At 69.7% G+C, this 25,306-nt stretch carries 23 protein-coding genes; 11 read left to right on the top strand and 12 right to left on the bottom strand.

Annotation, left to right across the window (positions count from 1 at the left end; translation table 11 throughout):
• The first annotated feature begins 41 nt into the window (after nucleotides 1-41).
• The 3 genes from dapE (at nucleotide 42) to ACLF6J_RS04965 (ending at nucleotide 2,582) form a co-directional block, all read left to right on the top strand.
• Nucleotides 42-1,115 carry a succinyl-diaminopimelate desuccinylase gene (dapE, locus tag ACLF6J_RS04975; protein ID WP_131491906.1) on the top strand — a complete coding sequence of 358 codons (1,074 nt, stop codon included), beginning with the start codon at nucleotides 42-44 and terminating at the stop codon, nucleotides 1,113-1,115.
• Nucleotides 1,097-2,314 carry a hypothetical protein gene (locus ACLF6J_RS04970; RefSeq protein WP_134353372.1) on the top strand — a complete coding sequence of 406 codons (1,218 nt, stop codon included), beginning with the start codon at nucleotides 1,097-1,099 and terminating at the stop codon, nucleotides 2,312-2,314. The genes dapE and ACLF6J_RS04970 overlap by 19 nt, the downstream gene beginning before the upstream one ends.
• A 94-nt stretch (nucleotides 2,315-2,408) precedes the next feature.
• Entirely contained in the window at nucleotides 2,409-2,582 is a 174-nt protein-coding gene (locus ACLF6J_RS04965) for a DUF3117 domain-containing protein (protein ID WP_017203323.1), read from the top strand.
• Between the two features lie 103 nt (nucleotides 2,583-2,685).
• Here the strand turns inward: ACLF6J_RS04965 and ACLF6J_RS04960 are convergent, their stop codons facing one another.
• Nucleotides 2,686-3,324: an O-methyltransferase gene (locus ACLF6J_RS04960; protein ID WP_047523069.1), complete on the bottom strand. Its 639-nt coding sequence runs from the start codon at nucleotides 3,322-3,324 to the stop codon at nucleotides 2,686-2,688.
• 89 nt (nucleotides 3,325-3,413) lie between these two features.
• Here ACLF6J_RS04960 and ACLF6J_RS04955 point away from each other — a divergent pair, with 89 nt between their 5' ends.
• On the top strand, nucleotides 3,414-3,788 hold the full coding sequence (locus tag ACLF6J_RS04955; protein ID WP_131491909.1) for a twin-arginine translocase TatA/TatE family subunit: 375 nt from the start codon (nucleotides 3,414-3,416) through the stop codon (nucleotides 3,786-3,788).
• Nucleotides 3,789-3,809: 21 nt separating this feature from the next.
• Here the strand turns inward: ACLF6J_RS04955 and ACLF6J_RS04950 are convergent, their stop codons facing one another.
• From ACLF6J_RS04950 to ACLF6J_RS04935, 4 genes are read right to left on the bottom strand one after another with little or no spacing between them, the layout of a single operon-like run.
• Entirely contained in the window at nucleotides 3,810-4,304 is a 495-nt protein-coding gene (locus ACLF6J_RS04950) for a hypothetical protein (protein ID WP_047523067.1), read from the bottom strand.
• Between the two features lie 3 nt (nucleotides 4,305-4,307).
• The gene (locus ACLF6J_RS04945) at nucleotides 4,308-5,447 is read right to left on the bottom strand and encodes an Mrp/NBP35 family ATP-binding protein (protein ID WP_134353374.1); all 1,140 of its coding nucleotides are present in this window, start codon (nucleotides 5,445-5,447) and stop codon (nucleotides 4,308-4,310) included.
• A complete protein-coding gene (locus ACLF6J_RS04940) occupies nucleotides 5,444-5,956 on the bottom strand; it encodes a DUF1003 domain-containing protein (protein WP_047523065.1) in 513 nt (170 codons plus the stop codon). The genes ACLF6J_RS04945 and ACLF6J_RS04940 overlap by 4 nt, the downstream gene beginning before the upstream one ends.
• On the bottom strand, nucleotides 5,956-7,224 hold the full coding sequence (locus tag ACLF6J_RS04935; protein ID WP_047523064.1) for a magnesium transporter MgtE N-terminal domain-containing protein: 1,269 nt from the start codon (nucleotides 7,222-7,224) through the stop codon (nucleotides 5,956-5,958). Before ACLF6J_RS04935 ends, ACLF6J_RS04940 begins: the two co-directional genes overlap by 1 nt.
• 85 nt (nucleotides 7,225-7,309) lie before the next feature.
• On the opposite strand from ACLF6J_RS04935, the gene ACLF6J_RS04930 reads away from it, so the two are divergent.
• A complete protein-coding gene (locus tag ACLF6J_RS04930; RefSeq protein ID WP_208526526.1) occupies nucleotides 7,310-8,011 on the top strand; it encodes a general stress protein in 702 nt (233 codons plus the stop codon).
• Between the two features lie 25 nt (nucleotides 8,012-8,036).
• On the top strand, nucleotides 8,037-8,699 hold the full coding sequence (locus ACLF6J_RS04925) for an alpha/beta family hydrolase (protein ID WP_134353376.1): 663 nt from the start codon (nucleotides 8,037-8,039) through the stop codon (nucleotides 8,697-8,699).
• Between the two features lie 3 nt (nucleotides 8,700-8,702).
• Here ACLF6J_RS04925 and ACLF6J_RS04920 read toward each other — a convergent pair whose 3' ends face one another.
• The 3 genes from ACLF6J_RS04920 to ACLF6J_RS04910 are packed head-to-tail and all read right to left on the bottom strand — an operon-like array spanning nucleotide 8,703 to nucleotide 12,103.
• Entirely contained in the window at nucleotides 8,703-9,611 is a 909-nt protein-coding gene (locus ACLF6J_RS04920) for a phosphotransferase (RefSeq protein WP_134353378.1), read from the bottom strand.
• Between the two features lie 9 nt (nucleotides 9,612-9,620).
• Nucleotides 9,621-11,042 carry an aminopeptidase P family protein gene (locus ACLF6J_RS04915; protein WP_134353380.1) on the bottom strand — a complete coding sequence of 474 codons (1,422 nt, stop codon included), beginning with the start codon at nucleotides 11,040-11,042 and terminating at the stop codon, nucleotides 9,621-9,623.
• A 38-nt stretch (nucleotides 11,043-11,080) separates the two neighbouring features.
• The gene (locus tag ACLF6J_RS04910) at nucleotides 11,081-12,103 is read right to left on the bottom strand and encodes an endonuclease/exonuclease/phosphatase family protein (RefSeq protein WP_047523060.1); all 1,023 of its coding nucleotides are present in this window, start codon (nucleotides 12,101-12,103) and stop codon (nucleotides 11,081-11,083) included.
• A gap of 100 nt (nucleotides 12,104-12,203) precedes the next feature.
• Between ACLF6J_RS04910 and ACLF6J_RS04905 the strand changes: the two genes are divergently transcribed.
• Nucleotides 12,204-13,076 (top strand): PHP domain-containing protein, encoded by an 873-nt coding sequence (locus ACLF6J_RS04905; RefSeq protein ID WP_131491916.1) that lies wholly within the window; start codon nucleotides 12,204-12,206, stop codon nucleotides 13,074-13,076.
• Nucleotides 13,077-13,138: 62 nt separating this feature from the next.
• Entirely contained in the window at nucleotides 13,139-14,023 is an 885-nt protein-coding gene (locus ACLF6J_RS04900; RefSeq protein ID WP_134353382.1) for a DUF817 domain-containing protein, read from the top strand.
• Nucleotides 14,024-14,095: 72 nt separating this feature from the next.
• Here the strand turns inward: ACLF6J_RS04900 and ACLF6J_RS04895 are convergent, their stop codons facing one another.
• The gene (locus tag ACLF6J_RS04895) at nucleotides 14,096-15,616 is read right to left on the bottom strand and encodes a DEAD/DEAH box helicase (protein ID WP_047523058.1); all 1,521 of its coding nucleotides are present in this window, start codon (nucleotides 15,614-15,616) and stop codon (nucleotides 14,096-14,098) included.
• A 196-nt stretch (nucleotides 15,617-15,812) separates the two neighbouring features.
• Here ACLF6J_RS04895 and ACLF6J_RS04890 point away from each other — a divergent pair, with 196 nt between their 5' ends.
• A complete protein-coding gene (locus ACLF6J_RS04890) occupies nucleotides 15,813-16,526 on the top strand; it encodes a ferritin-like fold-containing protein (RefSeq protein WP_047523057.1) in 714 nt (237 codons plus the stop codon).
• An 8-nt stretch (nucleotides 16,527-16,534) separates the two neighbouring features.
• Here the strand turns inward: ACLF6J_RS04890 and ACLF6J_RS04885 are convergent, their stop codons facing one another.
• Nucleotides 16,535-16,822: a hypothetical protein gene (locus tag ACLF6J_RS04885; RefSeq protein ID WP_131491919.1), complete on the bottom strand. Its 288-nt coding sequence runs from the start codon at nucleotides 16,820-16,822 to the stop codon at nucleotides 16,535-16,537.
• 7 nt (nucleotides 16,823-16,829) lie between these two features.
• On the bottom strand, nucleotides 16,830-17,054 hold the full coding sequence (locus ACLF6J_RS04880; RefSeq protein WP_131491920.1) for a DUF3107 domain-containing protein: 225 nt from the start codon (nucleotides 17,052-17,054) through the stop codon (nucleotides 16,830-16,832).
• Between the two features lie 172 nt (nucleotides 17,055-17,226).
• On the opposite strand from ACLF6J_RS04880, the gene ACLF6J_RS04875 reads away from it, so the two are divergent.
• Nucleotides 17,227-20,448 (top strand): ATP-dependent helicase, encoded by a 3,222-nt coding sequence (locus tag ACLF6J_RS04875; RefSeq protein WP_134353384.1) that lies wholly within the window; start codon nucleotides 17,227-17,229, stop codon nucleotides 20,446-20,448.
• Nucleotides 20,445-23,954: an ATP-dependent DNA helicase gene (locus ACLF6J_RS04870; protein WP_134353386.1), complete on the top strand. Its 3,510-nt coding sequence runs from the start codon at nucleotides 20,445-20,447 to the stop codon at nucleotides 23,952-23,954. The genes ACLF6J_RS04875 and ACLF6J_RS04870 overlap by 4 nt, the downstream gene beginning before the upstream one ends.
• On the opposite strand, the gene ACLF6J_RS04865 is transcribed toward ACLF6J_RS04870, so the two are convergent.
• The gene (locus tag ACLF6J_RS04865; protein ID WP_244093624.1) at nucleotides 23,900-25,273 is read right to left on the bottom strand and encodes a phosphotransferase; all 1,374 of its coding nucleotides are present in this window, start codon (nucleotides 25,271-25,273) and stop codon (nucleotides 23,900-23,902) included. The two genes, ACLF6J_RS04870 and ACLF6J_RS04865, sit on opposite strands and share 55 nt — an antisense overlap.
• Between the last annotated feature and the right edge of the window lie 33 nt (nucleotides 25,274-25,306).

Below are 25,306 nucleotides of genomic sequence, written 5' to 3'. Positions count from 1 at the left end.
GGCGACGACTTCACGCATGACGGGGAAAGTAGGCTGGACGCATGGTGCTCGATCTGACCGCGTCCTCCGTCGAACTCACTCGTGCGATCTGCGACATCCCGAGCGTCTCCGGCGACGAGAAGACGCTGGCCGATGCGATCGAGGCCGCGATCTCGCCGTTGGCCCATCTCGAGGTCTTCCGGCACGGGAACACGATCGTCGCCCGCACCGACCTCGGCCGTGCGCAGCGCGTCGCGATCGCCGGTCACATCGACACCGTGCCGATCAATGCGAACCTCCCGACGCGGGACATCGAGATCGACGGAGTGCCCTACCTGTGGGGACGCGGCACGGTCGACATGAAGGCCGGCACCGCCGTGCAGCTGAAACTCGCGGCCGAGCTCACCGCTCCCGCCGTCGACATCACCTGGATGTGGTACGACAACGAGGAGATCGAAGCCTCCAAGAACGGTCTCGGGCTGCTCGCGGCCGTTCGTCCCGATCTGTTCCAGGCGGACTTCGCGATCCTCGGCGAGCCGTCCAACGGTGAGGTGGAGGGGGGCTGCAACGGCACCCTCCGAGCGCTCGTCCGGACGACCGGCGTGCGAGCACACAGTGCCCGCGCCTGGATCGGCGAGAACGCGATCCACAGTGCCGCGCCCATCCTCACCCGGCTGGCGGAGTATCGCGCCAAGGAGGTGCTCGTCGAAGGGTTGCTCTACCGTGAGAGCCTGAGCGCCGTGCGCATCGCGGGTGGCGTCGCGGGGAACGTCATCCCCGATGCCTGCGAGGTCGAGGTCAACTACCGTTTCGCTCCCAACAAGTCGGCTGCGGACGCCGAGTCCCATCTCCGCGGTGTTCTCGCGGGCTTCGACATCGAGATCACGGACGCCGCCGAGGGTGCGCGCCCCGGGCTCGACGCCGAGATCGCGAAGCAGTTCGTGGCTGCTGTCGGCGCGGAGCCGCGACCGAAGTACGGATGGACGGATGTCGCCCGGTTCTCGGCCCTCGGCATCCCTGCGGTGAACTACGGCCCGGGCGACCCGCACCTCGCGCACCACGACGAGGAGCGCGTGCCGCTCGCGCAGATCGACGCCGTGGAGCGGGGCCTGCGCGTATGGCTCGCTTCGCACTGAGTGCGGCCCGCCGGTGGGCGCAGACACCGCTCGCACTGCGCATCGCCTTCATCTATCTCGGTGCGCGGGTGGTCACCACCGCCTTCTTCCTCGTGGCGGGCTCCCTGTCGACCGGGGCCTCTCGGTTCGGTGCAGACGCGGGCGTCGTCGACTTCATCCTCGGTTGGGACGCCCAGTGGTATTGGCTCGTCGCCGAGAACGGGTATCCGACCGACCTCCCCCTGACCGACTCCGGGGAGGTCGCCGAGAACGCCTGGGCGTTCATGCCGGTGTTCGCCTATGCGGCCAAGACGGTCGGGTTCCTGTTCGGCTCGTGGGGCGTCGGCGCTCTCGTGATCTCGTTCGTCGCCGGGTACCTCGCCTGCCTCGCCCTGCACCGCCTGCTCCGTGACCGCATCGGAAACGGCGCGGCGACCTGGGCGGTCGTCTTCTTCGCCGCCGGGCCCATCGCGGCCATGTTCCAGGTCGGCTACGCCGAGACCCTTTTCCTCCTGCTGCTGTTCCTCGCACTCGACGCGACCGCCGCGCACCGCTACTCCTGGCTCTACGTGCTCATCCCGGTGATGGCCTTCACCCGCCCCGGTGTACTCGCCTTCGCCCTCTACCTGGGGCTGCACGGGATCATGCGATGGGTTCGTCGGAAGGAGGATCCGCTGTCCGGTCGCGAGATCGCGCACATCCTCGCGCTGGGTGCGCTGGCGAGCGTGACCGGCTTCGCCTGGCAGGTGATCGCCGGCATCGTCACCGGCGACCCCGGCGCGTACCTCGCCACCGAACTCGCATGGCGTCGCCACTGGATCGTCGGTGGTGTCGACGGTTTCGTCCCGTTCGAAGGCTGGGTCCAGGCAGCGCAGTTCTGGTTCGGTTTCTGGGGGCTTCCGCAGTGGTGGGGGCCGATCGCACTGGCGCTGCTGGTCGTCGGGCTCGCGGCCACGCTGCTGTACTCCCCGCAGGTCCGCGCCCTGGGCGGAGACCTGCGGCTGTGGAGCGCGAGCTACCTGCTCTACCTGCTCGCGGTGTTCTTCCCCCAGTCGAGCACCTTCCGTCTGCTCCTGCCGCTCAGCCCGATGTGGGGTGCGGTCGCCGTCCCGCGCTCACGGCGTTGGAGGCTCGGGATCCTCGCGCTGTGTCTCGTCGGTCAGTGGTTCTGGATCTACCACATGTACGCGCTCGGGAACACGTTCTGGCAGGTGCCGTGATCGTGAAGCTCGACCCAATTGTTGCTCGGTGACCTCCAGGTCCCGGTGACACCCGATAAACTCATCCCATACCACCGGAGGAAAGGGAGCCACGATGGCAGCGATGAAGCCGAGGACCGGAGACGGACCCATGGAGGCCGTGAAAGAAGGACGACTCATCATCGTGCGTGTTCCACTCGAAGGCGGCGGCCGACTGGTCGTCTCCGTGAACGACGCAGAGGCCAAGGAGCTTCACGACGTGCTGGCCGCCGTCGTGGCACCGGCCTGATCGATCTCGGATCCGCGTCCGCGGATCCGGAAGGGCGGTGGATCCTCGGATCCACCGCCCTTCGTCGATTCCGGGCTCTTCGGGAGCGATCCGTGCGGAGGGCTCAGTCGCGCTCGGGGAGGCTGATGAGCTGCAGCAGGCCTTCGGCGGCAGGGGATACGGTCGCGAGCACTGCCGACGATTCCTGCGTCTCCTGCACCAGGGAACGGTAGGCGGACGTGATCTCGTCGCGCTGGACGGGATCGGCGACGCGGCCGCCGGCGAGGACGCGGGGGACCAGTACCAGGCCGCCGGTGCGGGCGAGACGAAGCCCGTGTTCGACGTACTCGATGATGTGCTCGGGGTCGGCGTCGACCAGCACGATGTCGTAGGACGCCTCGTTCATCCGAGGCAGCACGTCGATGGCGCGTCCCGTGATGAAACGGACCCTCGTGGAGGGGACCCTCGCATCGGCGAACGCCTGACGTGCGGCTGCGAGGTGCTCGGGCTCGTTGTCGATCGTGGTGAGCACAGCTTGGGGGGCACCGCGCAGGAGCCAGAGGCCGGAGACACCGGCACCGGTGCCGATCTCGACGATCGACCGCGCACCCGTCGCGGCGGCGAGCACGGCGATCTGGGAGCCGACGACCGTGCTGACCGGCATCGCGCCCAGCTCGACCGCATGTGCCCGAGCGCGGGCGATGGAGTCCGGCTCCACGATGGACTCGCGAAGGAAACGCGCGTTCGCGTCGTGCTCGCTCATGGCCTGTTCTCCCTGCCTGCCCGGTGATTCCCTCCAGCGTATTCGCTCGTCGCGCGCGGGGACCGCAGGCGCGGCGGTAGCCTGTAGAGATGACGTTCGGGCTCACCTTCGAGAAGATGCTGCTGATCGGCCTCATCGCGGTGCTGATCATCGGTCCTGAGCGTCTTCCGCGGGCCGCCGAGAGCTTCTCCCGCATGGTCCGCAAGGCCGGCGAATACCTTCGCGACACCAAGAGTCGGATGCGCCAGGAGATGGGGCCCGAGATCGACGACGTCGACTGGCGAAAGCTCGACCCCCGTCAGTACGACCCGCGTCGGATCATCCGCGACGCCCTGTTCGAGGAGCCGCAGCCGGCGACGCCGGTACAGGCCAAGGAGACGATCGCCGAGCCCATCGCCCCCCGCGCCGCCCCGCAGGAGTTCAGCGCGACGAACCGCCCCCCGTTCGATCCCGAGGCCACCTGACCTTCAGGCGCGAAGGGGCTCTCAGGAGATCCGTGAGCGCAGGGTCGCGATGTCCGCGTCGCTGAGCAGGGCACGGGGGATGGCGGTCGCCGCGCTCGTCCCACGCACCTTGAGCAGCACCGCATCCCTGCCCACGCGCATGCTCTGGAACGTCCCGTAGGCGATCTCCGACTGTCTCCTGCCGCTGCCCAGCCTCAGCACGTCGTCTTCGAGCTGTGCCCACACCACGGTCTCGACGGGCATCGCCGTCCGCACGGCCTGGCGGGCGGACGACACCGACATCACGACGGCGAACACCGCGAGACCGATGATCAGCAGCGGCATCCAGCCCGCGCCGAACGGCGGTTCTGCGCCCGCGGGCAGGGGGGTGCTCAGATTCAGGATGCTGAGCGTCAGCGCGCCGGCGAGTGCGACCCACATGACGATGGCAGCCGGCCGGGTCAGCGAGTAGATCGCCGCATCGCGAGCCATCCGCTGCAGCAGCCCCTCGTCGATCGTCAGGGAGCGGGGAGGCATCGGTCACTCTTCCTTGCGTGGTCCGCCGACGGTCATCGGCAGCGAACGGCCGGAGAGGCCGCGTCCCCGCCGGGTGAGCGCGCGAGCGAGGTCGTGGATCGCGGTGGCTGCGGCATCCGTGGCTGCTCCCGAGACGAGGGGCGCGCCGGCGTCTCCGCTCTGGCGCAGCGCAGGGCTCAGGGGGATGGAGGCCAGCAGCGGGACGACCTCGTCCGGTTCGGAGAGCGCATCGGCGACGGCCGCTCCTCCGCCCGACCCGAACAGGTCCAGCACGGTTCCGTCGGGGAGCGTGTAGGCGGCCATGTTCTCGACGACGCCGATCACCTGCTGACCGGTCTGCCGTGCCACGAGACCGCTGCGGATCGCCACGTCGGAGGCAGCGGTCTGCGGAGTCGTCACGACGAGGACCTCGGCGTGCGGGAGCAGCTGTCCGATCGAGATGGCGATGTCGCCCGTGCCGGGCGGCATGTCGATGAGGAGCACATCGAGGTCGCCGAAGAAGACGTCGGTGAGGAACTGGGACACGGTGCGATGCAGCATCGGCCCCCGCCAGGCCACGACGGACTCGCCGTCGCGCAGGAACATCCCGATCGAGATCGTCTTCACGCCGTGGGCCACCGGTGGCAGCATCAGGTCGTCGATGCGGGTCGGCTGCGTCCCGGCCGGGATCCCGAGGAGGCCGGGGATGGAGAAGCCATGCACGTCGGCATCGACGAGTCCGACCGAGAGTCCCTGGTCGGCGAGGGCGACCGCGAGGTTGGCGGTGACCGTCGACTTGCCCACTCCGCCCTTGCCGCTCGAGACGAGGATCACGCGGGTGAGGGAGTCGGGGCCGAACGGCATGTGCCGTGCCGGGCGACCGTCGCGCAGCTTCTCGGTCAGCGCCTTGCGTTCGGCGGGGGTCATCACGCCCACCTCGACGTCGACGTCCGTGATGCCGGGGACGGACGCCGCGGCCTGTCGCACGTCCGCTTCGATTCGGGCCGCGGCGGGGCAGCCCACGATCGTCAGCACGATGCCGACCTGGGCGTGGGCACCGTCGACGGAGATGTCGCGCACCATGTCGAGGTCGCCGATCGGTCGACGCAACTCCGGGTCCGTCACGGCGGAGACCGCGGTGCGGACGAGGTCGGCCTCGGTCACGATGCGGCGCCCCCCGATGCCCTGTCGTCGGTGTCCTCGAGTTCGGCGAGCAGGGTCTTCAACTCCTGGCGCAGCACGTCTCGGGTCACGGTCTGCGAGTTGCGCTCCTCGAGCGCCATGCGCAGTGCCACGATCTCGCGGGCCAGGTATTCGGTGTCGGCGAGGTTGCGCTCGGCGCGCTGGCGGTCCTGCTCGATCTGCACCCGGTCGCGGTCGTCCTGGCGGTTCTGCGCGAGCAGGATCAGCGGTGCGGCATAGGAGGCCTGCAACGAGAGCATGAGCGTCAGGGCCGTGAACCCGAGCGCGGCGTCATCGAAACGCAGATGCTCGGGCATCAGGGTGTTCCAGACGATCCAGACCACGCAGAACAGGCTGAGGATCACGAGGAACGCTGGCGTCCCCATCGCCCGCGCGACCCACTCGGTGAACCTTCCGAAGCGGTCGCGAGAGGTGGTGCGCGGGCGGGCCGTGCTGCGTCCCGGCGCGTCCAGACGCGACTCGCGGGCCATCAGCTCGTCTCCTTCGCAGCGGCGGCGATGTCGTCGCTGTCCTGTGAACGCCAGTCATCGGGGAGGAGATAGTCGAGCACGTCGTCGATGCTGATGGCGCCGACCAGCCGATGGGCTGCGTCGATCACCGGCAACGAGACGAGGTCGTAGCTCGCCAGCAGACGTGCCACCTCGGCCGCCGACGCGGTGACGGGAACGGGCTCGAGGCTGTCATCGAGGATCGCTCCGAGTCGTTCATGCGGGGGATAGCGCAGCATCCGCTGGAAGTGCACGAGCCCGAGCAGGCGACCGGTGGGCGTCTCGAACGGGGGGAGTGTCACGAACACGGCCGCGGCCAGCGCCGGGTGCAGCTCGTGGCGCCGGATCAGAGCCAGGGCCTCGGCGACGGTCGCATCGGCCGACAGGATGATGGGTTCCGGGGTCATCAGACCGCCGGCGGTGTCCGGGCCGTAGCGCAGCAGCATCCTGACGTCCTCGGCCTCCTCGGGCTCCATCAGCTCGAGGAGCTGCTCCAGGCGGTCCGGGGTGAGCTGGGCGAGCAGGTCGGCGGCATCATCCGGCTCCATCTGGTCGAGGATGTCGGCCGCGCGCTCGTCGCCGAGCCGGTCGAGGATGTGCACCTGCTCGTCCTCGGGCATCTCCTCGAGGGCATCGGCGAGGCGGTCGTCCGAGAGCTCCTCGGCGACCTCGATCATCCGCTGCTGCGGCAGATCGAGAAGAGTGTTCGCGAGGTCGGCGGCATGCAGTTCGGAGTACGAAGCGACGAGCTGTTCGGCGGACTGGGATTCGCCCGGCGCGCGTTCCTCGGCGACCTCGTTCCACGCGGCGAACGTCGTGGGCCCCTTCGCGAAGGGAGAGGCGCTGGTCTTCGGCCGACGCAGGAAGAGCTGACTGATGGCCCATTCCCCGAGGCGATTGGGCTCGATCGCCACATCCTCGATCACGGCGGTACCGCTGCCGTCGGAGAAGCTCACGCGTCTTCCGAGCAGCTCCGCGAGCACCCGCACCTCGCCGGCCCGCGGAGAGAAGCGTCGCACGTTGATGAGTCCGGTGGTGATGACCTGACCGGAGCGGATCGATGTGACGCGGCCGATCGAGAGGAACACGTGTCGTCGTCCGGGGATCTCGACCACGAGACCGATCACGCGGGGTGCCGCGGTACTTCGGTACACCACGACGACGTCCCGGACCTTGCCGAGCCGGTCGCCGACGGGATCGAAGACGGCGCACCCGGCCAGGCGCGCGGCGAAAACCCGTTGTGTGCTCACCCCTCCAGAGTAGTCGGCGGGCCCGGTCATCGGCGGGATGGCCGCGCCTCGGGCGGTCTGACGGTGCGCGTGGAAGAATAGTCGGATGAGTATGCTGAACCGCCCCGCGAACAGCTCGGAGACCGGCGAGATCGTCGCTTCCACGCGCGACTACGAGAACGCACAGAAGACCGTCTCGAAGCTGATCGCCGGGGAGGTCCCGGCACGGGACATCGCGATCGTCGGGCAGAGCGTGCGGACGGTCGAGCGCGTGACCGGCAAGCTCGGTTACGCCGCGGCCGCCCGCTCCGGCGCCATCAACGGAGTCCTGATCGGCCTGTTCCTCTCCGCGATCCTCGTGCTCGGCAACCCCGAGGTCCCGATCCAGCTCTTCGTCGGCTTCGTCCTCATCGGCGTCGCGGTCGGGATGCTCCTGAGTCTCGTGACCTACGCGATCGTCCGGCGTCGTCGCGACTTCGCGAGCGTCACGCAGTTCGCGGCGGATCACTACGAGGTCACCGTCCAGTCCGCCTCGCTCGCCAAGGCTCGCGACGTGCTCGGCGCGACGCGCGTCGCTCCGGTCCGGCCTCCCGTGAACCTCGACGAGCCGCCGCGATACGGAGAACGGATCACGCCTGGCGCGACGGCGCCGGCACCCGAGGAGCCCGTGATCCCCCCGCGGCCGGCAGACCCCGTTGCCGAACCGGCCGCCGATCCGGAGCCGGGTACGCCCGAGCCCGGGACGCCCGCACCGATCGAGCCCGACGCGACGCCGGGTGCAGAAGGCGCCCCGGGCGAGCGGGCGTGACGACGATCCCCGGACGTTCCTCCTGATGGTTGAGATCCAGGTCGCGCTGCCGAAGGGAACCACCGTCGTGTCGGCCGACTGGACGCGCGGCGACAACGGGGCGACGGTGATCGTCGCCCACGGTGCGGGAACGGGAAAGGACCATCCCTTCCTCACCGGGTACGTCGAGGCACTCCGCGCGATCGGCTTCTCGACACTGCGCTTCAACTTCCCGTACGTGCAGCAGGGGCGGCGGATGCCGGGGCCGGCCGCGCATGCGATCGCCACCTGGAACGCGGTCACGACGTTCGCGCGCACATCAGACCCCGCGGCGACCGTCTGGGCGACGGGGAAGTCCTACGGCGGACGCATGGCATCGATGGCGGTCGCGGAGGGCCTACGGGTGGACGGACTCGTCTATCTCGGCTATCCCCTTCATCCGCCAGGTCGGCCGGAGAAACCGCGGGTCGAGCACCTGCCGGCGATCACCGTGCCACAGCTCTTCGTGGAGGGGACGAACGATCCCTTCATCCAGCCGATCTCGCAGTTCGAACAGGCTGTCGCGACCTGTCGGGAAGCCCGGATCGTCTGGATCGAGGGCGGCGGGCACACATTCGAGGTGAAGGGCCGCAAACTCCCCGCAGAGCAGATCGGTGCGTCGCTCGCCCCGATCGTGGCCGAGTTCGCCCTCGGAGGTGCTGTCGCCTGACTTTCAGCCGACGAGCATCGACAGCTCGGGGTCCGCGAGCACGCGGCGGACGGTGGAGATCCCCAGCGCGCTCATCTGCGGGTTCGACTTCTCGTAGTACCACCCGAGGCCCAGCGCCTGTTGCAGGGCCCACCCGGCACCCCGCTGCCACTCGGCCTCACCGGCGGAGACACCGTCGCGGACGAGGCGTCGGGTCGGGGCATCGAGGAGGTGCCAGGCGGCGACGAGGTCGAGCGCAGGGTCCGCAGGTCCGAAGTCCCCGCCGTCGAGCACGCCCGCCAGCCGGACCTCGTCGTCGCGCTCGATGACCAGGAGGTTGAACGGCGTGAGGTCGCGGTGGCACATCAGCGGAGCGTCGGCGGGCGGAAGCGCGCACAGGGCCGCCCAGAGCTTCGCGGTGCGTGCCACGTCGATCAGGTGTGCGCTCCGCGACAGACACTCCGAGACCCACTCATCGTGGTCGCCGAGTCTTCCGCCGCGGCCGTTCCCGTCGAACACCCGTCCGCGCACGTCGACCGCGCGCAGTGCACGGATGAGGACGACCAGATCGTGAGCGAAGGCTTCCGACGCGGCAGCACGCACGGGGCCCGGCGGCTCGCCGTCGATCCAGGACTGGACGGCCCAGGCCGAGTCGAACTCTTCCGACGCGGCAGCGATCCCGTAGGAGCGCGGGGCGGGGAACGGACTCGCTGCGGCCAACTCATCGAGCGCCGCGGCCTCACGCGCGAGAGTGGGCTCCGATGCCGCGAGGCGCGGGAAGCGGGCGACAAGGCCGTCGCCCACCCGGATGATCCTGTTGACCGTCCCGGTGGACGAGACCGGTCGCAGCTCCTCTCGGCGCAGCTCGGGGAAGCGGCGCGTGATCAGCCGTGCCGCGACCTCGGTCTCGAGCGCGAGCTCACCGTCGTGCATCCGCCGAGGTCAGCTCTGGAGCCGGGCGATCCATGCTTCGACCTCGTCGGCCGTGCGGGGGATGTCGGCCGAGAGGTTCACGGGGCCGTCCTCGGTCATCAGGATGTCGTCCTCGATCCGCACGCCGATGCCACGGAGCTCTGCGGGCACCGTCAGGTCGTCGATCTGGAAGTACAGCCCGGGCTCGATCGTGAACACCATGCCGGGTGTCAGGACGCCGTCGTAGTACATCTCGCGGCGCGCCTGGGCGCAGTCATGCACGTCGATGCCGAGGTGGTGGGAGGTGCCGTGCACCATGTACCGACGGTGCTGGCCGCCCTTGTCCGCGTCGATCGCCTCGTCAGCGGTCACCGGCAGCAGGCCCCACTCCGCGGTGCGTGCGGCGATGACCTTCATGGCGGCCGCATGTACGTCACGGAAACGGACGCCCACCCGTGCAGCGGCGAACGCGGCGTCGGCGGCCTCGCGCACGGTCTCGTACACTCGGCGCTGCACCTCGGTGAAGGTTCCCGAGACGGGCAGCGTTCGGGTGATGTCCGCCGTGTACAGGCTGTCGGCTTCGACACCGGCGTCGACGAGGATCAGATCGCCCGGGGCCACGGTGCCGTCGTTGCGGGTCCAGTGCAGGTAGCAGGCGTGCGGACCGGACGCCGCGATCGTGTCGTAGCCCTCGCCGTTGCCGTCTTCACGGGCGCGGCGGTGGAAGACACCCTCCACGACACGTTCGCCGCGGGCGTGCGCGACGGCGGACGGAAGCTCGCGGACGATGTCGTCGAAGCCGTTCGCGGTGATCTCGACGGCACGGCGCATCTCGGCGATCTCGAACTCGTCCTTGATGAGGCGCAGCTCGGACACGAAACGGGTGAGGGTCTCGTCCTCGTCGAGTACGAGCTCTCCCTCCACGGCCTCGAGCTCGTGGAGATGGGCGGTCGCGATCTCCAGGTCGGCCGCGACACCGTCCAGGGACGGGCGTGGGCCGATCCAGAACTCACCGATCGTGGCGTCGGCGTAGAACTCCGTCGTGGTGCGGTCGGCGCGCTCGCGGAAGAAGAGGGTGACGTCGTGACCCGTGTCGGTCGGCGCGAAGACCAGGACCGAGTCGGGCTCGGCATCCGCGGCCCACCCCGTGAGGTGGGCGAAGGCGGAGTGTGCCCGGAAGACGTAGTCAGTGTCGTTGCTGCGCTGCTTGAGCGATCCTGCGGGGATGACGAGACGCTTCCCGGGGAAGGCGGCAGAGACCGCGGCTCGACGGGCGGCGGCGTACGGTGCCTGTGCGCGCGGAGCGGGAAGGGTTTCCGGACGCTCGGCCCATCCCGTCGAGATGGTGTCGAGGAACCCTTGCGGGAAGGGCTGCTTGCGGTTCGTGTTGCTGTTCTCGACAGACGCTTCGACGGTGGCTTCTGCGATCGTGTCGCGTTCTCCGGTGCTCATCCCTCCAGTCTGTCACCTGCAGGGCGGGTTGCGGGAGTTCAGCCGGCCGGCTCCAGCTGGACGACCAGCGCACGGTGGTCGCTGCCCCCGGCATCGCCGAGGACGACCGAGCCCGTCGGTGTCCAGTTCGGCGAGGCCATCACGTGATCGATCGGCGCCCCGGCGAGGGGCGGGAGCGAGCTCGGCCACGTTCCCGCGAGACCGTTGCCGGTGCGCGACGCGACATCGCGGCAATATCCGATGTCACCACCGTCCACTCCGAGGGGCGCCATGTGATCGATCGTCGCATTGAAGTCTCCGGCCAGGATGAAGTCGCCCTGCGGACACTGATCGGCGATCCACTGCAGATCGCTCTGCCACTGCTGCATCTCTTCCACGCGGGGAGCGACGGCATGCACGGCGACGATCGTGGGTCCGGAGCCGTCGACCGGCATCAGCACGACACTCGGCACGGAGCCCGTGTTGCTGCTGCCGTCCTTCGAGGATTCGATCACCGAGTACTCTCCGAGGTCGGGGGCCACCAGCACCGTGGTGTGCCAGGACTGGGGGCCGTTGGGGACATCGGGGCGGAACTGCACGTGGTGCACCCACATCGGATGCCCCTGCTCGCGCAACATGATCGCGATGCGCTCGCCGACGTCCTCGGTCGTCTCCGGCAGGGCCACGACATCGGCGCCCTGAGCGAGGATCTGCTGGGCGATCACCTCGGCGGACACGGCTTCGCCCGCTGTGTTCCAGGTCAGCACCCGGATGCTGCTCTCCGTCTTCTGCGGGAGCTCGGTGGTGCCGAAGCCGCGGGTCGCTCCGATGACGCCGGTCGCCCCCGCGCCCAGCAGCGCGACGATGAGGACCGACGCGGCGAATCCGCGCAGAGGACGAGCGAAGAGCAGCAGGAGCGCGAGCACGGCGATCACCAGGAATCCGCCGAGGACCAGGCCGCGCGCGGACACCAGCTGCGCGAACGGATAGGTCTGCTCGAGACGGAAGAACTGCGGCCACACGACGATCGCCGTCGCGATCGCGAGCAGGACGGTGAAGAGGATCCCCAGTAGTCGAAACATCCCCTCAAGCCTAGGAGCGCCGCCTGTGAAGTCCCTGCCCCGACATCCGCTTCCGTGTGCCTCCGCGCCCACTGGCCGTCGCCCTCGGTACGCTCGGAGGATGGCCTCTCCGTCCGCCGGGTTCGCCGGTCCCGCCGACCTGCACCTGCACTCCAACCAGTCCGACGGGACGGAGGCGCCGGCCGAGGTGATCAGGCAGGCGCACGCACACGGGATCCGCACCGTGGCGCTCACCGATCACGATCGCTCCACCGGCTGGGATGAGGCCGGTGACGCCGCCGTCGCGCTCGGCATGACCTTCATCCCCGGGATGGAGCTGTCGGCGAAGCACGAGTGGCGCAGCGTGCACGTGCTCGGCTACCTCTTCGATCCCGGAGACCCGGCTCTGCGGGCCGAGACCGATCGCATCCGCGGGGATCGGATCGGGCGCGCGGAGCGGATCGTGCGCAACATCGGACGGGACTACGACCTGCACTGGGATGACGTGGTCGCGCAGACGGCTCTGGATGCGACGGTCGGGCGCCCTCACATCGCGGACGCTCTCGTGGCGAGGGGCATCGTGCGCGATCGCACGGAGGCGTTCGACGGGATCCTGCATCCGCGCGAGGGATACTATGAGCCGCACTACGCCCCGGACCCGCTGACCGCGGTGCGCCTGATCACGCAAGCCGGGGGAGTGGCTATCATCGCCCACCCGGTCACCGCGGGTCGCGACCGGATGATGCCCATCCCGTACATCGAGCGGCTGATCGCGGCCGGACTCGGCGGCTTCGAGGTCGATCACCGCGAGAACACCGAAGCGGGCAAGCGGATGCTGCGCGAGCTGGCGCAGAAGCACGACCTCATCGTCACAGGGTCCAGCGACTATCACGGCAGCGGCAAGCCGAACCGTCCGGGGGAGAACACGACGTCCGACGAGATGGTCGCCCGCCTCCTGGCGCAGGGCACCGGCATCGCCCCGCGCTTCCCCTGACGGTCGGGATACTGTCGGGATACTCCCGGTGACCTGTCGACCGGGAGGGCTACATTCCGAGCATGCAACGAGCGACGTCCCTGGAACGCCGTGTCGATGCGTGGGCCCACCGCCTGCTCCTCGGCGCCCCGACGAGCGGTTTCCGCTCCGGCCTGATCGAGTTCGCGGTGTTCGTGGTCAAGCAGGCATGGGCGTGCGTGTTCGGGGCCACGCTGTTGCTCGTGATCATCGCGGCACGGTTCTGGTACCCGCCGGACGCGGCGCTCGCGCGCAACGATGCCCTCACCATCGCCGCCGTGCTCATCCAGGTGGCCATGCTCGTGTTCCGCTGGGAGAGCGGACGAGAACTGTGGGTGATCGTCCTGTTCCACCTCACCGGAACCGTGATGGAGCTGTTCAAGACCGATGTCGGCTCCTGGGCGTATGCCGCGGACGGTTTCCTGCGCATCGGCGGAGTGCCGCTGTTCAGCGGGTTCATGTATGCCGCTGTCGGCTCCTACATGGTGCGCGTCTACCGGCTCTTCGACCTCGGCTTCACGCGATACCCGCAGCGGTGGATGACGGCGATCCTCGCGATCGCGATCTACGTGAACTTCTTCGCGCACCATTGGTGGTGGGATGCGCGGTGGATCCTGCTGGCTGCGGTCATCGTGCTGTGGCTGCCGACGGTGATGCACGCGCGTATCTGGCGTCGGACGATCCGGATCCCGCTGCTCGTCGTGTTCGTCGGAGTCGCCGTCTTCATCTACCTGGCGGAGAACATCGGCACCTGGGCGGGAGCATGGGCATACCCCGATCAGGCGGGGGGATGGCAGCCGGTCTCGGCGAGCAAGCTGAGTTCGTGGTTCCTGCTCATGATCATCTCGGTCGTGCTGGTCGCGTGGGTCTATCCGCCGCAGGTTCCTGCGGCGATACTCCACGGGGAGCGGGCGGCGTCTCTTCGCTGAGCGGCGGCGACGACGAAGGGCGCGTGCTGCGGAGTTCGTCCGCGGCACGCGCCCTTCTGAGAGGTCGAGGTGTCAGGCTCCGGTGACCGGCGCTGCGCCTGCGCCGGAACCTCCACGGCGACGACGGCGACGGCGCGCCGGCGCGGGCTTGCCGTCGTGGTGCTCCTTGCCCGCCCCGTCGTGGGTGCCGGCGCCCTCAGCGCTGCGGTCTGCGGCCGGAGCGGACTGTCCTTCGCCGGTGGTGGCCCCCGACGCGCCTTCGGTGAAGGTCGAACCGACCGGAGTCGCGCTGTTGCGGCGACGGCGACGGCGACGCGTCCCGGTCTCGTCGGTGCCTTCCGCGGCGGCGTCCGCGGCACGCTCGGGCCGACGGGTGCGCTCCGTCTTCACGGATTCGGTCTTCGGCGCGGACACGAGGCGGCCCTTCGTGCCCTGCGGGATGTCCAGGTCTTCGTACAGGTGGGGGCTCGACGAGTAGGTCTCGACAGGCTCCGGCTGACCGAACTCGAGCGCCCGGTTGATGAGGGCCCACTTGTGCAGGTCCTCCCAGTCGACGAAAGTGACGGCGATGCCGGTCTTGCCCGCACGCCCCGTGCGGCCGGCGCGGTGCAGGTACGTCTTGTCCTCGTCGGGGATGGTGTGGTTGATGACGTGCGTCACGTCGTCGACGTCGATGCCGCGGGCGGCCACGTCGGTCGCGACGAGAACGTCACGCTTGCCTGCCTTGAACGCGGCCATCGAGCGCTCGCGCTGGTCCTGCCCCATGTCGCCGTGCACGCCGCCGACGTTGAAGCCGCGGTCGTTGAGCTCGTCGACGAGGCGCTGCGCCGCGCGCTTGGTGCGCGTGAAGATCACGGTCTTGCCGCGGCCCTCGGCCTGCAGGATGCGAGCGATGATCTCGTCCTTGTCCATCGAGTGCGCGCGGTAGACGAGGTGCTTGATGTTGGCCTGGGTGAGGCCCTCGTCGGGGTCGTTGGCGCGGATGTGGATCGGGTTCGACATGAAGCGGCGGGCGAGGGCCACGATCGGGCCGGGCATGGTCGCCGAGAACAGCTGCGTGTGGCGGACGGCCGGGACCTTCTGGAAGATCTTCTCGATGTCGGCGAGGAAGCCGAGGTCGAGCATCTTGTCGGCCTCGTCGAGCACGACCTCCGTCGCGTTGGAGAGGTCGAGCAGGCGCTGGCCCGCGAGGTCGATCAGGCGGCCGGGAGTGCCGACCACGATCTGCGCGCCCGCCTTGAGCTGGTCGATCTGACCCTCGTACGCCTTGCCTCCGTAGATGGCGACGACGCTGGTGGAGCGGTTGCTGGTGAGCAGGTCGATGTCTTCATAGACCTGCACGGCGAGCTCGCGGGTGGGGACGACGATGAGTGCTTTGACGCCGTGCTCCGGGTCCTTGCCGAGGCGCTGCACGACGGGGATGCCGAACCCGAAGGTCTTTCCCGTGCCGGTCTTCGCCTGGCCGATGATGTCCTGCCCCGGAAGGCCGAGAGGGATGGTCTGCTCCTGGATCGGGAAGGCATCGATGATGCCCTTGGCCGCGAGTGCGTCGACGATGTCCTGATCGATGCCGAGATCGGCGAAAGTTGTCACTTTATTCAGATTGCCTGTCCGGCGACCCTGGGGGATCGCCACGTAAACGGATCCACGCCGTCTCTTGTGCCACAGGCGCGGGGCCCCGCTCCGACGGCGGGGACACGCCCAGCCTACCGGAGGGGTGGTGCGGACCAGGAAGGAGGGCCCGGCGCGGGTATTGTGAATCCCGTGGTGGACTCAGGAGGAAGACCTCGTGGTTAAGTGGTTCTGGCAGCGCGATGACGCGCCACGGCGAATCCTCACCCTGCGCAGCCGAGGCGAGCAGAGCGATGCGACGAGGGTCGACTTCGCCGAACTCGCCCCCGAGCTCGATCGGTTCCTCGGTCAGGCCGCGTACCTGCAGCTGGGCTACTTCGAGACGCTCACCAGGCTCATCCGGGCGACCCCCGAGCTTTCCGAGAAGGAGTCCCTGTCGCGTGCGGCCGGGGCGGCGTTGACGAAGCATCGCGGGATCGTCGAGGTCATCGCCGAGCGCGGTGGCGACCCCACGCAGGTGATGCTGCCGTTCCGCGAGAACCTCGACGCGTTCCGACGCAAGACCATCGGTGCGCGACCGCGGGAGACGCTCCTCGCCGTGTACATCACCGCCGGGATGCTCGACGACTTCTACCTCGCGCTCGCGTCGAGCTACGGCGAGACCGGTCGTCGGGTGGCGGAGATCCTCCGCGAAGACGATGCCGGCCATGAGATCGTCGCGATCATCCAGGAGACGATCGAGAGCGATGAGGAGTGGCGGTCCCTGCTGTCGATGTGGGCGCGGCGCCTCGTCGGTGACACCATCCTGGTCTGCCGTTCCGCACTGCGGCCGGAGCTGCTCCAGGTCGACGACGAGCGCGTCGAGCCGGTCTACACCGAACTCATGGGCGCGCACGCGCGCCGGATGGATGCGATGGGCCTCGCGTCCTAGGTTGCCCGTCAGATGCCGAGTGCCGCCTTGGCATCTGCATCGGACCGCTTGCGCATCCCGGTGATCGCCACCGTCACCAGCGCGGCGACGACGGGAGCGCCGAGCACGCTCGCGAGCCACAGCCAGATGCTGTCCTCACCGACGCCGGCCCACTGCAGACCCGTGTAGGTGATCGCTGAGACCGCTGTGGCCACGGCGGGCGCGAGCGCCACTCCGCGCAGCTCGCGCCCGGAGATCAGGAAATGCACCGCGATGCCCAGGGCACACGCGCCGATCAGTGCGAGCAGGATGTACATCGTCTGCTCAGGCGACGAAGCCGACGCGACGCGATTCCTCGGTGCCCAGTTCGATGTAGGCGAGGTTCGCCGTGGGGACGATGTAGGAGTTGCCCTTCACATCGGCGAAGCTCACGTGCGTGGCGTTCTGCTCCAGCGCCGTGGTGACCTGGGTGCGGACCTCGTCTGCGCTCACGCCGGTGTCGAAGCTCAGTTCGCGGCCGGTGTTGATGATGCCGATGCGGATTTCCACGCGTGCTCCTTGAAGTTCGGGGACTGGCCCAACTCTACCCCGCGGGCATCGGGCGGGATCGGCACCCCGCGTCGGTTTCGCCGTGAGCGCACAGGCCGGGGGTGGCGGGTCGCGAGGGTGTCGCGTGCAGGCGCGCACGACGATGTCCCCGCGTCCGGATAGCGTGGAGGGCATGACACCGGATGCCGCGCAGCGAGCTGTGATCGCCGCCGAGCCGTTCGCCTCCGGTGTCATCATCGGGGCGCCGGGAACAGGGAAGACGCGAACGCTCGTCGACCGCGTCGTGCACCTGCTCGATGCGGCCGATCTGCGACCGGAGCAGGTGCTGGCACTCACGCCGAGCCGCCAGGCCGCGACCGCACTGCGTGACCGGATCGGTGTCCGCATCGGGCAGGCGACTCCGGGGCCGTTGGCGCGATCGCTCGGTTCCTTCGCCTTCCAGCTGGTCCGGGGGGCGATGGTGCGCGAGGGAGCGGAGCCGCCTGCGCTGCTCACCGGAGCCGACCAGGACCGCATCATCGCGGATCTGCTCGCCGGTGACGCCGAAGACGGTCGCATCCCCTGGCCGGACGCGCTCAGCGGCTCGGTGCGCGCGTCGAAGGGATTCCGTTCGGAGCTCCGCGCGTTCCTCGCGGAGTGCACCGAGATCGGGGCCCGGCCGGACGAGCTCCGCGCGTCGGGGAACGACGTGTGGGTGGCAGCCGCGGAGTTCCTCGTCGAGTACCGGACGGTACTCGACGCTCTGCGTTCCGCGCACCGCGACGCCGCGGACCTGCTCAGCGAGGCAGCTGCCATCCTGCGCTCGGCCGAGGCGGCGACGCTCGGCCCGCTCGCGCCGTTGCGCGTCGTGCTGATCGATGACGCACAGGAGCTCACCCGCGGAGGGATCGATGTCGTCAGAGCGCTGCGGGGGCGGGGCATCGCGGTGCTGGCGTTCGGCGATCCCGATATCTCATCCGGGTCGTTCCGTGGCGCGAGCCCGGAGCTCTTCGCGCAGCTCGCCGGTGCCGTCGGCGAGGTGCATGTGCTCGACGGCGCGCACCGGCAGCATCCGGCGCTCACCGCCTTGACTCGCACCGTCACACAGGCGATCGGAGTCTCCGGACGCGTCGAGCATCGTCGGGCGCCGGTGCCCGTCGACCCGGAGGAGGTCGATGCGCATGTGTCGACCTTCGTCGCCCCGTCTCCCTATGAAGAGCTGGACCGCATCGCCGGTGTGATGCGCGACTGGCATCTGTCCGAGGGAATCCGCTGGGATCGGATGGCCGTCATCGCTCACGACACGCGTCAGGTGACCACGCTGGAGACCGAGCTCGCGGCCAGGGAGGTCCCCACGCGCGCCGCCGGTGTGCAGCGTCCGCTCGGGAGCGAAGGGATCGTGCGTGACATCGTCGGCATCGTGCGCCTCGCGTTGACGCCGGTCGAGGAGCGCACCCCGGAGGCGCTGGAGGAGGCACTGCGCACCCCGTTCGGGGGGATGGACGCGATCGGGCTCCGCCGTCTCCGCGCCCGCCTCCGGCACATCGAACTCGCACAGGGCGGGTCGACGCCGGCGCGCGAGCTGCTGCGCCAGGCGATGGCGAACCCCAGCCACCTGACGCTCATCGACTCGCCGGAATCCCGCTCCGCCGAGCGCTTCGCGGAGACGATCGAGGCGGTGGCGCGTGCCGCCGACCAGGGCGAGACGATCCACGATCTGCTGTGGCGGGTGTGGGAGCAGGCTCGTGCCGTCGACGGTCGGCGTCTGCAGGTGGCGTGGCGCGAGATCTCCCTGCTGCCCACCGGAGCGGAGACGGCCCGTTCGCTCGACGCGCTCGTCTCGCTCTTCGACGCGGCGAAGCGCTTCGTCGAGCGCACTCCGAACGAGAAGCCCGAGGCCTTCGTGCGAGACGTCCTCGACAGCGAGGTCCCCGAGGATTCCCTGTCGACCCCGGACCGTCCTGGCAAGGTCACGCTGCTGACTCCGGCCACGGCGCTCGGCACGGAGTTCGACGCCGTCGTCGTCGCCGGGGTGCAGGACGGCGTCTGGCCCAACGTCCGTCTCCGCGGCGGTCTGCTGCAGACCTGGCGTCTGGCCGATGCGCTCGAAGCCGCTCGCACCGGCGTGAGCATCGAACCGCCCGGGGTACTGGACCGCCGGCGGGCAGCGTTGCATGACGAGCTCCGCCTGTTCGTGCGAGCCGTATCGCGGGCACGGAAGCGACTCCTGATCACCGCGGTCGATGACGACGACCTCACCCCGAGCCCGTTCTTCGCCTTCCTGCCCGCCCCGCACCCGCCGGAGCGCCACGCATCGGCCGAGCATCCGCTCACTTTGCGGGGGCTGGTCGCCCGGTACCGACGGACGCTGACCACGGCGCACTCGGATTCGCTCAGACGCGACGCGGCAGGCCAGCTCGCCGTCCTCGCCCGAGAAGGCGTGCCGGGCGCCGACCCCGCCGAGTGGTACGGCGTCACGGCCCCCTCCACGCAGGCGCCGCTGCGCGATCTCGCCGTCGACGGCGCGCGGGTCTCGCCCTCGAAGATGGAGTCCTTCGAGGAGTGCGGACTCAACTGGGTCGTCTCGGCTCTCGGCGGAGACACGGTGATGCCGCCGACGGCGGGGATCGGCACGATCGTGCACGAGGCGATGGAGCGGGTGCCCGACGGCGATGTCGAGCAGATGCGTGCGATCGTCGCGGAGCGATGGCCGGAACTCGACTTCGAGACCGAGTGGATCGGCCGCAAGGAGCGTCGACGCGCCGATCTGCTCGTCGGGCGCCTGCACACGTATCTCGGCGAGGTGCGCCGCGAAGGCGGGCGGGTCCTCGGCAGCGAGGTGGAGTTCCGTTTCGCCGTCGACGTGGTGGCTGAGGGCGATGCGCAGGCGGTGCCCGCCGTGCATCACGTCGGGGAGGACCGCGCGAACCAGGCGATCATCCACGGGTACATCGATCGCGTCGAGGCGTATCCGCCGGATGCGGGCGAGCACGGCGCCGCACGCGGACGCGGCTGGGAACGGATGTCTGGCGGCCCGGACGGCCGCATCGTGGTGGTCGATCTGAAGACCGGGAAGAACGACCCCGAGTCGGATCCCGGTGTGCGCGAGCACGCGCAGCTCGCGGCCTATCAGGTCGCCGTCCAGCAGGGCCTGGTGGAGGACGCTCCGCCGGGGTCGTTGGCCGGGGCGCGTCTCGTGATCGTCTCCAAGACGCTTGCCAAGAGCGAGTACCGCATCGCGCATCAGCACACGCTCAGCGACGAATCGCGGGCGGCCTTCCTGCGCCGCGTCTCGGATGCCGCCCACGGCATGTCGGCGTCGAGCTTCACGGCGCAGGTCGAGTCGCACTGCGCCGACACCCAGCGCCGCGTGCATCCGTGTCGCATCCACACCGTCCCGGCGGTGAGCGCATGACCGGGTGGAGCGGCGGCGAGGGGATCTCGGCGACCGACATCGCGGCCGCGCTCGGACAGCCTCCGCCCACACCCGCGCAGCAGCGGGTGATCGAGGCGCCCCCGGAGCCGGCGCTCGTCGTCGCCGGAGCAGGCAGCGGCAAGACCGAGACCATGTCCGGGCGAGTGGTGTGGCTCGTCGCGAACGGGCACGTACGACGTGACGAGATCCTCGGACTCACGTTCACCCGCAAGGCCGCGGGAGAACTCGCGGAACGGATAGGCGACCGCTTGGCGGTCATCGACGAGTACGGCCACCGGGGCCTGCTGCCCCATCTGGCGCAGATCGTGGCCGACGGCTCCCTTCGCCGTGTCGAGGAGTCCGCCGAGGGCCGGCAGCGCGAGGTGGTGCGCAGGCATGTCCTCGACGAGCTCGCCGCTCATCACGGCACCGGGTGGGACCCTGCGATTCCCCGCGCGGCGGAAGACGTGATGATCCGTCCGCGGGTGTCGACCTACAACGCCTTCGCTGACGGGATCGTCCGCGAACATGCTGCGCGCATCGGCCGTGATCCCGACGTGGCCATGCTCAGCCAGGCCGCCTCCTGGATGCTGGCCCGTGAGGTCGTGCTCCGCAGCGATCTTCCTGAGCTGGAGAACATCGACTTCGCGCTCGGCACGATCATCGACGCGGTCCAGCGCCTCGCCGGCGACGCCCTCGACCATCGAGTCGACCTGGAGGTGGCAGAACGGATCGCGCGGGACCAGGCACTCGCCTTCGCGCCCTACCGGGGCAATGCCGACGTGGAGAAGGCGGCCGTGAACCTGCTCAGCCTGCCGACGCTCTCCCGTCTGGTGCGTGACTACATCGCCGAGAAGGAGCGCCGCGGCGTGCTCGACTTCGCCGATCAGGTGGGTGGTGCATACGACATCGTCGAGTCCGCGCCCGACGTGCGCGACGAGCTTCGGGAGCAGCATCGTGTGGTGCTGCTCGATGAGTACCAGGACACGTCGGTCATCCAGACCCGCTTCCTCGCCGAACTCTTCCGGGACTCCGCGGTGATGGCGGTCGGCGACCCCCACCAGTCCATCTACGGCTGGCGCGGTGCGAGCGCCGACAACCTCTACGCCTTCTCGCGGACGTTCTCGAGCACCGGAACGGCGCAGACCTACAGCCTCATGACGAGCTGGCGCAACGACCGCGGCATCCTCGGCATCGCCAACCGTGTGCTCGAACCCCTGCAGCGGCCGGGACTCGACGTGCCGCCCCTTGAGCCTCGTCCCGGAGCGGGGGACGGCTCGGTGTCCGTCGAGTACGCGTTCACGGTCGATGACGAGGCCTCCGCCGTCGCGGATTGGTTCGCCGCGCGGAGGGAGGAGCATGAGGCGCGCGGGGTCGGCGCTGCGCAGAGTCTGCGTCCGCACACCGGTGCGATCCTGTTCCGGTCGAAGCGTCACATGCAGACTTTCGCGGCTGCGCTCGCCGCGCGGGGCATCCCGCACCGCATCCTCGGCCTGGGCGGGCTGCTCGCGACTCCCGAGGTGGTCGATGTCGTCTCGACACTCCGGGTCGTGCACGACCCCACGGCGGGGTCCGCCCTGATCCGCCTCCTCACGGGACCCCGCTTCGGGGTGGGGGTCGCCGACATGGCCGCCCTCTACGACCTCGGTCGCGCGCTCTCGGAGCGGGACACCGCGTTGGCACCGCTGCCGGAAGAGGTGCGCGTGCGGTTGCGTTCCTCGCGCGGTGCCGATGAGGCGGTGTCCATCGTCGACGCGGTCGACGTGGTGCGCGCGGTGCGTGACGACTACCGTCTGCTCGAGACGATCAGCCCGGACGGACGTGCACGCGTCCGTGCCGCAGGGGAGATGCTGGAACGGCTCCGGCGGGCGGCGTCGCAACCGATCCCGGAACTGATCCGTCTCATCGAACTCGAGCTCCGACTCGACATCGAACTGGCCGCCAACGAGACACGAGGGCCGGCCCGGATCGCCGCCACGCAACTGCGGGCGTTCACGGACGAGGTGCGGGCCTTCCTCGCGGCCGACGAGCGAGGGAGCATCGGGAGCCTGTTGGCGTGGCTCGACAAGGCCGAGAGCACCGACGAGCTGATGCCGCGCCCTGAGCCTCCGGAGCCGGGTGTCGTGCAGCTGTTGACCATCCACGGCTCGAAGGGCCTGGAATGGGATGCGGTCGCCGTCGTGCGTCTCGTGGTCGACGAGCTCCCCAGCCGTGTCTCCGACACCTCGGGGTGGTTCGGCTTCGGCGTGGTTCCGTTCGCCCTCCGCGGTGATCGGGATGCGCTCCCTCGCTTCGAGTGGGACCCCGTCGAGGCGATGGGGGAGGAGACGGATCCGCAGAAGAGGCAGAAGCTCGCGCAGGCCTCATTGTCAGGCGGCGCGACGAAGGCGAATCCGCTGGGCGGCGCGCTCAAGCGCTTCAAGGACGCGTACCGGGCGTATCAGCAGCAGGAGGAGCGGCGTCTCGCCTACGTCGCGGTGACACGTGCGCGGACCGATCTCCTGCTCAGCGGCGCACATTGGGCGGGCCAGAAGGCGCCACGGACGCCGAGCCCGTACCTGGTCGAGGCGATGGAAGTGGTGGGAGTCGAGCCGATCGCCCCGGTGGATCCCGACGACAACCCTTACGACGGTCCCGGATCGACCCTGCATTGGCCGCTCGACCCGCTGGGTGCCCGGCGCGCGACCGTCTCGGCGGCAGCGAGGGCCGTCGACGAGGCGGTCCGTGTCGGTGTCGCCGAGCCGTCGATCGAGCTCACGCGATTGTTGGCCGAACGTGCCGCCCGGCAACGCGGGAACGATGCCGAGGCCCCGACCCGTGTGCCGGCATCGCGGTTCAAGGACTACGTGACGGATTTCTCCGGCACGCTGTCGTCGATCGTCCGGCCGATGCCGGAGAGACCGTACCGACAGACCCGCCTCGGCACCCTCTTCCATGCGTGGGTGGAACAGAGATCCGAACTCGTCGGCGTCGGCACGCGTGTGGACGAGGCGCTTTGGGAGGTGGACGAAGACGACGTCGCCCCGGATCCCGCGGTCGGAGCGACGGCGGGATCCGACGCGCCGGGGGCATCGGCGGATGCCGCTGATCTCGCGGTCCTCCAGGCGACGTTCGAGCGCAGTGAGTGGGGCCCGCTGCAGCCGATCGCGGTGGAGATCGAGATCGACTTCGCCCTCGGCGCCGGGTTGCCGGACGTCGATGCGGGATCGGCGCACATCGTCATCTGCAAGCTCGATGCCGTGTACCGGCGTGCCGATCGCGGTGACCGCATCGAGATCGTCGACTGGAAGACGGGCAGGGCTCCGCGTACGGCGAAGGAGCGCGACGAGCGGATGCTGCAGCTCGCGCTCTATCGACTCGCATACCACCGACGGTACGACGTGCCGCTGGAGGCGATCGACGTCGCGCTGTATTACGTGGCGGACGACCTGATCATCCGCGGCGACCGGGTCTACTCCGAGGAAGAGCTCTTCCAGCGCTGGAGTGCCGCGCGCGCCGCCCGCTGAGCCTCGTCCGAGTCGTTTTCGTCGAAATCGCCGTACTCGTCGTCGGACCGCGGGGGACGCGGGTGGGAGTCCTCGCGCGCGTCGGCCGGACCGCTCGTCCCGGCGAACAGGCTCGCGACCCCGGAGAGATCTTCGGTCTCGATATCCAGCATCCCGGCACGACGGTCGGCGTCGTCGACGCGCTCGCCGGACACGGTCGTCGTCGGTGCGGTGGAGGACGCGGTCACCGGGGCTTCCCCGTCTTCCCCGTCTTCCCCGTCCGCCCACAGCTCCTCGGGGTTGTACGCATCGGTGTGCATCGACGTGTCGACCTCGGCGACGGCGTCCTTCGGCACGCGGTCGAGAGCATCGAGTGCGGAGTCGACGCCGACACCTCGGGCGTCGATGATGGCGAGGTCGTCGGTGCGCAGTCCCTCGGCGAGTGCCTCCAGCAGGGACGCCGCATCGTCGACGATGTCGGGCCGATGCATCGCGTCGCCGTGCACGAGCCAGCGGGCGAACTCCAGCTCGGCGAGAAGGCGGGCGCGTACCTCGAGGCCGGCGTCCGGCGCCCGGTCGATCGCGTGAGAGTACGCGCGCTGGACGTCGTCTGCGGCGTCCGGTGCAGCGGACAACCAGGAGAGGTCGAGGGCAGGGTCGCCCACCGAGAGGCCATGCCAGCCGACCACGCCGACCACCTCGGGGCCGCGCTCGGGGTGATCGTCGAACAGGAAGGAGGTCGCCTGCACGCCGCCCAGGATGACGGTGGATTCGAAGCGCCACAGCTCATCGTCGGCGACGGCGTCACGCCACCGCACGGTGAGGCGCGCGGGGACGCGGCCGGTGGCGGCCGCGGTGTCGACCAGGCGCTCCAGCTCTGCGCGGCTCTCCTCGGCGCTGCGCGTGGCGAGACCGGCACCGCGCACGACCGAGGTGGGCAGGCCATGGACGGCAGCGATCGAGGCGCCCATGGACTCCGCGGCGCCGCGACCGGCGGGCACCATGGCCGCCTCGATCTGGAATCCGGGGAGGAGTTCGGTGACGAGAGCACGTCCCTCGCCGAGCCGAGTCTCGCCGATGTAGGCCGGGGCACGGAAGGGGAGCATGGCGCGTGCCCCGTCGGTCAGCGCGCGCAGGGCGAGCGCTTCGGCAGCCAGTTCCCGCGCTGTCTCGTCATCGTCGGCGACGCGGATCGCGAGCTCACGGCCGTCGGTGAGAGTGGCGATCGCCGAGTCGAACCGTCCATCGCCATCGGCGCTCAGACGGCGCGCCCCCGTGACCTCCGCCCCGGGCAGTGCAGCGGTCACTGCCGCGGCTAGAGTGAAAGGAGAGCGTCCCATGCCCCCAGGGTAGGTCGGCTCAGGGGCGGTCCC

Source organism: Microbacterium sp. IO18, assembly GCF_049099505.1.
In the GTDB taxonomy this organism is placed as follows: domain Bacteria; phylum Actinomycetota; class Actinomycetes; order Actinomycetales; family Microbacteriaceae; genus Microbacterium; species Microbacterium aurugineum.
Note: the sequence above shows the minus strand (reverse complement) of the source record. Positions and strands in the feature narration are given on the sequence as shown.

Excerpts from the sequence above, each read along its gene's own strand:
- dapE (WP_131491906.1), top strand. The coding sequence starts at position 42 with ATGGTGCTCGATCTGACCGCGTCCTCCGTCGAACTCACTCGTGCGATC.
- ACLF6J_RS04970 (WP_134353372.1), top strand. The coding sequence starts at position 1,097 with ATGGCTCGCTTCGCACTGAGTGCGGCCCGCCGGTGGGCGCAGACACCG.
- ACLF6J_RS04965 (WP_017203323.1), top strand. The coding sequence starts at position 2,409 with ATGGCAGCGATGAAGCCGAGGACCGGAGACGGACCCATGGAGGCCGTG.
- ACLF6J_RS04960 (WP_047523069.1), bottom strand. The coding sequence starts at position 3,324 with ATGAGCGAGCACGACGCGAACGCGCGTTTCCTTCGCGAGTCCATCGTG.
- ACLF6J_RS04955 (WP_131491909.1), top strand. The coding sequence starts at position 3,414 with ATGACGTTCGGGCTCACCTTCGAGAAGATGCTGCTGATCGGCCTCATC.
- ACLF6J_RS04950 (WP_047523067.1), bottom strand. The coding sequence starts at position 4,304 with ATGCCTCCCCGCTCCCTGACGATCGACGAGGGGCTGCTGCAGCGGATG.
- ACLF6J_RS04940 (WP_047523065.1), bottom strand. The coding sequence starts at position 5,956 with ATGGCCCGCGAGTCGCGTCTGGACGCGCCGGGACGCAGCACGGCCCGC.
- ACLF6J_RS04930 (WP_208526526.1), top strand. The coding sequence starts at position 7,310 with ATGAGTATGCTGAACCGCCCCGCGAACAGCTCGGAGACCGGCGAGATC.
- ACLF6J_RS04925 (WP_134353376.1), top strand. The coding sequence starts at position 8,037 with ATGGTTGAGATCCAGGTCGCGCTGCCGAAGGGAACCACCGTCGTGTCG.
- ACLF6J_RS04920 (WP_134353378.1), bottom strand. The coding sequence starts at position 9,611 with ATGCACGACGGTGAGCTCGCGCTCGAGACCGAGGTCGCGGCACGGCTG.
- ACLF6J_RS04915 (WP_134353380.1), bottom strand. The coding sequence starts at position 11,042 with ATGAGCACCGGAGAACGCGACACGATCGCAGAAGCCACCGTCGAAGCG.
- ACLF6J_RS04910 (WP_047523060.1), bottom strand. The coding sequence starts at position 12,103 with ATGTTTCGACTACTGGGGATCCTCTTCACCGTCCTGCTCGCGATCGCG.
- ACLF6J_RS04905 (WP_131491916.1), top strand. The coding sequence starts at position 12,204 with ATGGCCTCTCCGTCCGCCGGGTTCGCCGGTCCCGCCGACCTGCACCTG.
- ACLF6J_RS04900 (WP_134353382.1), top strand. The coding sequence starts at position 13,139 with ATGCAACGAGCGACGTCCCTGGAACGCCGTGTCGATGCGTGGGCCCAC.
- ACLF6J_RS04885 (WP_131491919.1), bottom strand. The coding sequence starts at position 16,822 with ATGTACATCCTGCTCGCACTGATCGGCGCGTGTGCCCTGGGCATCGCG.
- ACLF6J_RS04875 (WP_134353384.1), top strand. The coding sequence starts at position 17,227 with ATGACACCGGATGCCGCGCAGCGAGCTGTGATCGCCGCCGAGCCGTTC.
- ACLF6J_RS04870 (WP_134353386.1), top strand. The coding sequence starts at position 20,445 with ATGACCGGGTGGAGCGGCGGCGAGGGGATCTCGGCGACCGACATCGCG.
- ACLF6J_RS04865 (WP_244093624.1), bottom strand. The coding sequence starts at position 25,273 with ATGGGACGCTCTCCTTTCACTCTAGCCGCGGCAGTGACCGCTGCACTG.